This is a genomic window from Burkholderia sp. Tr-20355, from assembly GCF_017104685.1.
GTDB classification, from domain to species: domain Bacteria; phylum Pseudomonadota; class Gammaproteobacteria; order Burkholderiales; family Burkholderiaceae; genus Burkholderia; species Burkholderia seminalis.
Window position 1 is genome coordinate 1 of sequence record NZ_JAAGPK010000242.1, and the last position, 8,649, is coordinate 8,649.

At 68.6% G+C, this 8,649-nt stretch carries 9 protein-coding genes and 1 riboswitch; of the genes, 2 read left to right on the plus strand and 7 right to left on the minus strand.

Features of this window, described 5'->3' with window-relative positions:
* Positions 1-532: nitronate monooxygenase (locus tag G3N62_RS36200; protein WP_241013271.1), on the minus strand; the 532-nt coding region annotated here is incomplete at its 3' end.
* 23 nt (positions 533-555) lie between these two features.
* Between G3N62_RS36200 and G3N62_RS32890 the strand changes: the two genes are divergently transcribed.
* Positions 556-1,248: a dienelactone hydrolase family protein gene (locus G3N62_RS32890; protein WP_049033307.1), complete on the plus strand. Its 693-nt coding sequence runs from the start codon at positions 556-558 to the stop codon at positions 1,246-1,248.
* 81 nt (positions 1,249-1,329) lie between these two features.
* The gene (locus G3N62_RS32895) at positions 1,330-2,808 is read left to right on the plus strand and encodes an amidase family protein (protein WP_124671135.1); all 1,479 of its coding nucleotides are present in this window, start codon (positions 1,330-1,332) and stop codon (positions 2,806-2,808) included.
* An 86-nt stretch (positions 2,809-2,894) separates the two neighbouring features.
* Here G3N62_RS32895 and metF read toward each other — a convergent pair whose 3' ends face one another.
* The 6 genes from metF to flhF all read right to left on the minus strand — a co-directional run.
* Positions 2,895-3,725: a methylenetetrahydrofolate reductase [NAD(P)H] gene (gene metF, locus G3N62_RS32900; RefSeq protein ID WP_034188068.1), complete on the minus strand. Its 831-nt coding sequence runs from the start codon at positions 3,723-3,725 to the stop codon at positions 2,895-2,897.
* Positions 3,726-3,744: 19 nt separating this feature from the next.
* A complete protein-coding gene (locus tag G3N62_RS32905; RefSeq protein WP_006477367.1) occupies positions 3,745-4,098 on the minus strand; it encodes a phage holin family protein in 354 nt (117 codons plus the stop codon).
* A gap of 164 nt (positions 4,099-4,262) precedes the next feature.
* On the minus strand, positions 4,263-5,681 hold the full coding sequence (gene ahcY / locus G3N62_RS32910; RefSeq protein ID WP_034188069.1) for an adenosylhomocysteinase: 1,419 nt from the start codon (positions 5,679-5,681) through the stop codon (positions 4,263-4,265).
* Positions 5,682-5,713: 32 nt separating this feature from the next.
* A riboswitch (S-adenosyl-L-homocysteine riboswitch) is annotated at positions 5,714-5,838 on the minus strand.
* Between the two features lie 101 nt (positions 5,839-5,939).
* Positions 5,940-6,674: an RNA polymerase sigma factor FliA gene (locus tag G3N62_RS32915; protein WP_034188070.1), complete on the minus strand. Its 735-nt coding sequence runs from the start codon at positions 6,672-6,674 to the stop codon at positions 5,940-5,942.
* Positions 6,675-6,696: 22 nt separating this feature from the next.
* Positions 6,697-7,515 carry a flagellar biosynthesis protein FlhG gene (locus G3N62_RS32920; RefSeq protein ID WP_034188071.1) on the minus strand — a complete coding sequence of 273 codons (819 nt, stop codon included), beginning with the start codon at positions 7,513-7,515 and terminating at the stop codon, positions 6,697-6,699.
* Positions 7,508-8,649 (minus strand): flagellar biosynthesis protein FlhF (flhF, locus tag G3N62_RS32925; RefSeq protein ID WP_241013272.1); only part of this gene is annotated, 1,142 nt, incomplete at its 5' end. The genes G3N62_RS32920 and flhF, both read right to left, overlap by 8 nt.

The window sequence follows — 8,649 nt, forward strand, 5'->3', positions numbered from 1 at the left end:
TCACCGGCATCGACGATGGCGATGGCGACGCCGTCGACCTGCAGCGACGCGGCGTGCGCGAGGGCCGCATCGATCGCGCGACGGGCGTGGCGTCCGGCAGCACGAACAGGTTGACCGCGAACGGGCGATCGGTCGCCGCGCGAATGGCGTCGACTTCGGTGGCGAGGCGCTCGGGCGCGAACGCGGCGGCGCCGAGGCTGCCGAGCGCGCCCGCGTTCGATGCGGCGGCGACCATCGCGGTCGTGGTCGCGCCGACCATCGGCGCCTGCACGAGCGGCAGGCGCAGGCCGAAGCGTTCGGAAAAGGGCGTGGCAAACAGACGGGCAGACATGGCGAATCCTTCGATGAACGATGCGCGAAAGCGCTTTGTAAATGCCGGCACATCGACTCTATCGAAGCCGCGTGGCGCCGAAAAATGAATAATCGAGATCGAAACGATCGCTGCGCGAGAAGCGGGCGCGTGCGCTGCAGCACCCGGCGATTGGTGGCACACTAGGCCGCCCTCTTTCACCCCGGGGTGCGCATCGCGCATCCCGTTCGCCAGGAGTTCAGAACGTGACTGCCCAATGGATCGACATCCCGACCGGTAACGACAGCTTCGGCGGCTATCTCGCGCTGCCCAAGCGCGGCAAGGGCCCTGCCGTCATCATCATCCAGGAGATCTTCGGCGTGAACGCGCACATCCGCGCGGTCGCCGACCAGTACGCGTCCGACGGCTTCGTCGCGCTCGCGCCGGACGTGTTCTGGCGCACGCAGCCGCGCGTCGAGCTGACCTACGAAGGCGCGGATCGCGACAAGGGCATCGAGCTGATGAAGAAGACCGACGTGGGTCTCGCGGTTGCCGACATCGGCGCGGCGGCCGACGCGTTGCGCGCCCGCCCCGAAGTAGCCGGCAAGGTCGCCGCGATCGGCTACTGCTTCGGCGGCCAGCTCGCATACCGCGCGGCCGCGACCGGCAAGCTCGACGCGGCCGTGTCCTATTACGGCGGCGGCATCCAGAACGCGCTCGACCTGGCCGGCAAGGTCACGCAGCCGATCCTGTTCCATTACGCGGAAAACGATCACGGGATTCCGCTCACGGCCGTCGATGCGGTGAAGGCCGCGTTCGCCGGCCATGGCCACGCGTCCTTCCACGTGTACGCGGGCGCCGAGCACGGCTTCAACTGCACGGACCGCGCGTCGTACAACCAGCGCGCGGCGGCGCTCGCGCACGGCCGCACGCTGACGTTCCTCGCCGAGCACCTGTAAACAAGCCCGGCCGCGGGCCCGGCGCACCGGGCCCGCGTTATGCTCCCCTCATCGCCACGAGTCACAACGGGGGTGACAGCGATGCACTCGGACTATCTCGCGCATGACGCGATCGGCCTCGCGGCGCTCGTGCGCGACCGCAAGGCCAGCCCGCGCGAACTGCTCGACGCCGCGATCGGGCAGGCCGAAGCGGTCAACGGCGCGATCAACGCGATCGTGCTGCAGGACTACGAAGCCGCGCGCCAGCGCGCGGGCGCCGCACCCGAACCCGGCGCCGATGCGCCGTTCGCGGGCGTGCCGTATCTCGTCAAGGATCTCGGCGCGGCGGTCGCCGGGCTGCCGCTGTCGATGGGCAGCCGGCACTACCGCTATTTCGTGCCGGCCGACGATTCCCCGGTGATCGCGCGCAGCCGCGCGGCGGGCCTGAACGTGTTCGGCAAGACCAACACGTCGGAAATCGGCCAGATGCCGTACACCGAACCCGAGCTGTTCGGCGCGTGCCGCAACCCGTGGAATCTCGACCACACGCCCGGCGGCTCGAGCGGCGGCGCCGCGGCGGCGGTCGCGGCCGGCATCGTGCCGCTCGCGCATGCGTCCGACGGCGGCGGCTCGATCCGGATTCCCGCGTCGTGCTGCGGGCTGTTCGGCCTGAAGCCGAGCCGCAACCCGATGCTCGTCGACCAGCCGTCGAACGGCGAACTCGTCGTCCAGCATGCGGTGTCGCGCAGCGTGCGCGACAGCGCGCTGCTGCTCGACGTGACGACCGGCCAGACGCTGCCGGCCGGCGCGCCGGGCACCTTCCTCGGCGCGATCGACACGCCGCCCGGCCCGCTGCGGATCGGCTTCGTCGTCGATCCGATGCTCGCGCCGGCACTCGCCGACGACACGCGGGCGGCGCTCGACGATGCGGCCGCGCTGCTCGAATCGCTCGGTCACCATGTCGAACCGGCGACGCTGAACGTCGACTACGCCCGCGCGGCCGAAACCTTCCTCACGCTGTGGGCGACGATCGCCGAGGAGATGGTGCTCGGCGCGCGCGCATTGACCGGCCGCACGCCGCGGCGCGGCGAATTCGAGGCCGCGACGTGGGCGATGGCCGTGGTCGGCCGGCGCCTCGCCCGCACGCGCCTGCCGGACGTGCTCGAATGGCAGCGCCAGCTGACCGTGCAGGTTTCCGGTCTCGTCTCGCGCTACGACGCGATCCTGTGCGCGTCGCTCGCGGCGCCGCCGGTGAAGATCGGCGAGCTGCAGCCGACGCCGTTCGAATCCGCGCAGATGAAGCTGGTCGCCGCGCTGCCGGTCAAGCCGCTGCTGAAGGAAATGCTCGCGAAGTCGTCGGAAAAGGCGTTCGCGTGGGCCGGCTGTACCGAGCTGTTCAACCTGACCGGCCAGCCGGCGATGTCGGTGCCGCTCTACTGGAATGCGCGCGGGCTGCCGATCGGCGTGCAGTTCGCCGCGCGCCACGCCGACGAAGCGCTGCTGCTCAGGCTCGCGCGGCAGCTCGAGCAGGCGCGGCCGTGGTTCGATCGCCGCCCGCCGCTGATGCAGGCGCAGCGCTGACGCGCCGGCGCTTGCGCCACGCGTCACGAAAAAAAACCCCGCCGGAACCCGGCGGGGTTTTGGCGCATGCAACCGCGCGACCGCGCTTACACGGCGAGCCGTTCGCAGATCGTCCGCGTGGCGGTCGCTGCGTTCAGCGTATAGAAATGCAGCCCCGGCACGCCCGCATCGATCAGGCGCTGGCACAGGCCCGTGACGACGTCCGCGCCGAACGCGCGGATCGACTCGCGATCGTCGCCGAAGCTTTCGAGCCGGCGCGCGACCCAGCGCGGCACTTCGGCGCCGCACATCTCGGAGAAGCGCATCAGCTGCGAGAAGTTCGTGATCGGCATGATGCCCGGCACGATCGGCACGTCCACACCCAGCTTGCGCGTATCGTCGACGAAGCGGAAATACGCGTCGGCGTTGAAGAAGTACTGCGTGATCGCGGAATTCGCGCCGGCTTTCACCTTGCGCGCGAAATTCTCGAGATCGGCCTTCGGCGAACGCGACTGCGGGTGGTACTCCGGGTAGCCGGCGACTTCGATGTGGAACCAGTCGCCATGCTCGGCGCGGATGAAGCTGACGAGCTCGGACGCATAACGCAGCTCGCCGACCTCGCCCATCCCCGACGGCAGGTCGCCGCGCAGCGCGACGATGTGCCGGATGCCGTGCGAGCGGTACTGGTCGAGGATCGCGCGCAGGCTGTCGCGCGACGAGCCGATGCACGACAGGTGCGGCGCGGCCTCGAGGCCGTCCTTCTGCATGTCGAGCACGGTATCGAGCGTGCCCTGCTGCGTCGAGCCGCCGGCGCCGAACGTCACGGAGACGAATTTCGGCTTCAGCGGCAGCAGTTGCGCACGCGTCGCGCGCAGCTTTTCGACGCCGTCCGCCGTCTTCGGCGGGAAGAATTCAAACGAGAGTTCGATCGGTTTCATGATTCGGTGGGTTCAGCCCTCAGCCGATGTCGCGCTGGCCGAAGATCAGGGCGGACAGCAGCCACGACACGATGCTGTACAGGATCGACCCGAAGAACGCGGACCAGAATCCCGACACCTCGAAGCCCTTCAGCAGCGACGACGCGAACCAGAAGCACAGCGCGTTCACGACGAGGATGAACACCCCCAGCGTGACGATCGTCACGGGCAGCGTCAGCAGGATCAGCACCGGACGGATCACCGTGTTGATCAGGCCGAGCACGACCGCGATGATCAGCGCGGTGCCGAAGCTCTTGATGTGGATCGACGGCACGAGATACGTGATGATCAGCAGCGCGAGCGCGTTGATGACCCAGGTGAGGATGACGCTCATGGAGTGCTCCGGTTCGGTTGTCGATCTGTACGATCAGTGGCCGCCGCCGGCCGTCGCGCGGGCCCGAAGGCGCCGCGCGGCAAGCCGGCGATCCGGCGCCGGGCCGCTGCCGCACCGTGTGTCCCGCAGCGGGGCGCGCACGGCACGGCGGCGGCCTCGACGCATCAGTAGCGGTAGTGGTTCGGCTTGAACGGGCCGTCCTTCTGCACGCCGATGTACGAAGCCTGCTCGTCCGACAGCACGGACAGGTTCGCGCCGATGCGCGCGAGGTGCAGGCGCGCGACCTTTTCATCGAGATGCTTCGGCAGCACGTACACCTTGTTCTCGTACTCGTTGCCGCGCACGAACAGCTCGATCTGCGCGAGCGTCTGGTTCGCGAACGAGTTCGACATCACGAACGACGGGTGGCCGGTCGCGCAGCCGAGGTTCACGAGGCGGCCTTCCGCCAGCAGGATCACGCGCTTGCCGTCCGGGAAGATGATGTGGTCGACCTGCGGCTTGATGTTTTCCCACTGGTACTGGCGCGTCGACGCGACGTCGATTTCCGAGTCGAAGTGGCCGATGTTGCAGACGATCGCGTTGTGGCGCATCGCCTTCATGTGATCGTGGTTGATCACGTGGTAGTTGCCGGTCGCCGTCACGAAGATGTCGGCCTTGTCGGCCGCGTATTCCATCGTCACGACGCGGTAGCCTTCCATCGCCGCCTGCAGCGCGCAGATCGGATCGATTTCGGTGACCCACACGGTCGCGCCCAGGCCGCGCAGCGACTGCGCGCAGCCCTTGCCCACGTCGCCGTAGCCCGCGACGACCGCGACCTTGCCCGCGATCATCACGTCGGTCGCGCGCTTGATGCCGTCGACCAGCGATTCGCGGCAGCCGTACAGGTTGTCGAACTTCGACTTCGTGACCGAATCGTTCACGTTGAACGCCGGGAACGGCAGGCGGCCGTCCTTTTCCATCTGGTACAGGCGGTGCACGCCGGTCGTGGTTTCCTCGGTCACGCCCTTGATGTGCGCGAGGCGCTTCGAGTACCAGGTCGCATCGATGTCGAGGTGCTTCGCGATCGACTTGTACAACGCGACTTCTTCCTCGTTGGTCGGCTTCGCGATCACCGAACGGTCCTTCTCGGCCTTCGCGCCGAGGATCAGCAGCAGCGTTGCGTCGCCGCCGTCGTCCAGGATCATGTTCGCGAATTCGCCGTTCGGCCATTCGAAGATGCGGTGCGAGAACTCCCAGTATTCGTCGAGCGACTCGCCCTTGAACGCGAACACCGGCGTGCCGGCTTCGACGATCGCGGCCGCGGCGTGATCCTGCGTCGAGAAGATGTTGCACGAGGCCCAGCGGACGTCCGCGCCGAGCGCCTTCAGCGTCTCGATCAGCACGCCCGTCTGGATCGTCATGTGCAGCGAACCGGCGATGCGCGCGCCCTTCAGCGGCTGCTGCGCCTTGTATTCGTCGCGGATCTGCACGAGGCCCGGCATTTCGGTCTCGGCGATGTTGAGTTCCTTGCGGCCCCAGCCGGCCAGTGCCATGTCGGCGACGACGTAATCGTGGGAAGCCTTGGAATCGATAATGGCGTTCATCACGCCCTCCTTTCTAAAAAAGTTCTAGATTGGTGACGTGAGCGCCGTTCAGGAAGCGGGGCCGGCGCGACGATCGCTGAACGCGCCGCACGGCTGCTTGGTGAAGCCTTCCGAGCCTGGCGGACACGGACGGTCCGTCGCAACGCTCCTCGGAAAACGGAGGGGATTGTAGCAAATCGGCGCGCAAAATGCGCGAGCACCGCGACGCAAGCACGGCACAAGCGCGCGGCGTCGGCGCGCGTGGCCGCCCTGACAGGGTCAGGACTCCGCGCCGACCCAGGCCTGTTCGCGCAGCCGCGCGCGCAGGCGCGCGACGGCCTGGCTGTGCAGCTGGCACACGCGCGACTCGCTCACTTCGAGCACCGCGCCGATCTCGCGCAGATTCAGACCCCGTTCGTAGTACAGCGACATCAGCAGCTTCTCGCGCTCCGGCAGCCGCTCGATCGCCTCGACGAGCGCCTCGCGCAGGTGCTCGTCGAGCAGCGCCGACAGCGGATCGGCGTGATCGACGCGATAGCGGTCGAGAAACGGCTCGTCGTCGGCCGCGCGGTCGAAATCCTCGTAGTAGATGAGCTGGCTGCCGTGCAGGTCCTGCAGCATCCCCTGGTATTCGTCGAGCGGCATCTTCAGGTGCTCGGCGATCTCGGTCTCGCTCGCCGAGCGGCCGAGATGCTGCTCGACCTGGTGCACCGCGTGCTCGACCTCGCGCGACGTCTTGCGCAGGCTGCGCGGCAGCCAGTCGTTGCTGCGCAGCTCGTCGAGCATCGCGCCGCGGATGCGCTGCGTCGCGTAGGTCTCGAACTGCGCGCCCTGGTCTTCCTTGTAGCGGCCGGCCGCGTCCATCAGGCCGATCATGCCGGCCTGGATCAGATCGTCGAGGTCGACGCTCGCCGGCATCTTCGCGACGAGCTGCAGCCCGAGGCGACGCACGAGCGGCGCATATTGCGCGAGCACGTCGGCCTGGGACATCTTTCCTTGAGCGTTGTACATCATGGCTCTCTCCTTCCAGTGGCGCTCACGCGGCGTGTGCCGCGCCGGCCTCATACGACGGCTTGCCGCCCGCGTGGACCGCGCGCCCCGTGCCCGGCCGCGGGCGCATCGGCCAGTACAGCAGGTCGGCGGCAATCTGCCGGTAGTCGCGCGCAGCCGGCGACGACGGGAACGCATCGACCACCGCGTGCATCAGTTCGCGCGCATGCTCGACGAGCGGATCGGCGCTCACGCAGCCCGCGTCGGCAATCGACACGGTCAGGTAGCGGCTCGCGACGCCCGCGAGGTTGTCGAAGGCCGTCTTCGCGTCCGCGTGGCTGCCGACGTGATTGGTCAGCACGCGGAACTGCGCGAACGCGTGCGCGAAATGCAGCCGCTTCATGCATGCGTACGCCTCGGTGATCGCCTGCGCGGCGACCCGCGTGACGACCAGCACATCGTGGGCCTCGCGGGCGAGCGCCGAGAACGAACCGTCGGCGCCGAGCTGCGCGTCGACCAGCACGATGTCGGCCGGGCCGTCGATGAAATCGCTCAACTGCGCGTCGCTGTAGCCGGCACGCGCGAGCCGCGCGGCCGCGCACAGGCCGAAGCCGGCGGCCACCCGCGTGCGTTCGCCGTCGCGCAGCCACGCGCCCGCCAGGGTCGCGCTGGCCGAATGCACGTCGGCGCGTTCGTCGACGACGAGCACGTCCTTGCCGAGCGACGCGAGCGCCGTCGCCAGATTCACGATGGCGGACGTGCAGCCCACCCCCGTCGGCCCGCCCGTCACCGCGACGATGCGCGACGCGCGCCCGGCCAGCAGGCGCCGCAACCCTTCGGCCTGGTCGATGATCCGTTTATCCAAATCGCACCTCGTGCAGCTCGGCGGTGGAACGTGCGGTCAGTGCGGAAAGCAGCGTCGGCATGTCCTCGTCTTGCGGCACGAAGGGGGAGCCGTCGCGCGGCACACAGAACGCGCTCTTCAGCAGGAATTTGGTCGAGGCGACGTACAGGTTCTCCGGCACCTTCTGGCCGGTCGACACGTAGTGGACCGGCAGCTTGTAGCGGATCACCGTGTCGAGCACGCCGCCGAGGTGGGTCGCCTCGTCGAGCTTCGTGAGGATGCAGCCGGCGAGATCGGAGGATGCCGCGTGCGGATGCTCGCCCGCGCTGCGGTATGCCTGCACGACTTCGTTGAGCGTGTCGCCGTGGCTCGTCGCGTTGAGCAGCAGCAGGCGCTGCACCGGCGCGTTCGCGCCGTGCAGCATCGCGATCTGGTCGGACACCGCGCGGTCGCGCTGGCTCATGCCGATCGTGTCGATCAGCACGATGTGCTTGTTGCGCAGCTCGGACAGCGCGAGCGCGAGATCGCCCGCATCCTTCACCGCGTGCACCGGCACGCCGAGGATCTTGCCGAAGATGCGCAACTGCTCGTGGCCGCCGATCCGGTAGCTGTCGGTGGTCAGCAGCGCGACCTTGCTCGCGCCGAAGCGCATCACGCAGCGCGCGGCCAGCTTCGCGGTGGTGGTCGTCTTGCCGACGCCCGTCGGCCCCATCAGCGCGAACACACCGCCGCGCTCCATCAGCGCGTCCTCGCTGTCGAGCACCGGCAGGTTCGACGCGAGCACCGACTGCGCCCATTCGGCGGCCTGTTCGAAGGTCTGCGTGCCGTCGCCGGACGGCAGGTTGTCGACCAGCATCCGCACGAGCTGCGCGGAGAAACCGGCCGCGAACAGGTGCTTCGTCAGCGCGCCGTGCACGGCGCTGCGACGCTGGCGGTCGTGCCACTTCAGGCTGTCGAACTGCTCTTCCATCATCCCGCGCAGTTCGCCGAGTTCCTGCATCACCGTGTCGTTGACGATCCGCTCGATGCGCGACTTCACCGCGTCGGCCACCGCGGCGGCCGTGTCGGCGGACAGGCGCGTGCGCTCGGCCGTCTTTGCCGCGTGCGCGGCGCCCGTGTCGGGCGTGCGGGAGGCGGCCGGCATCCGGCGCTCGG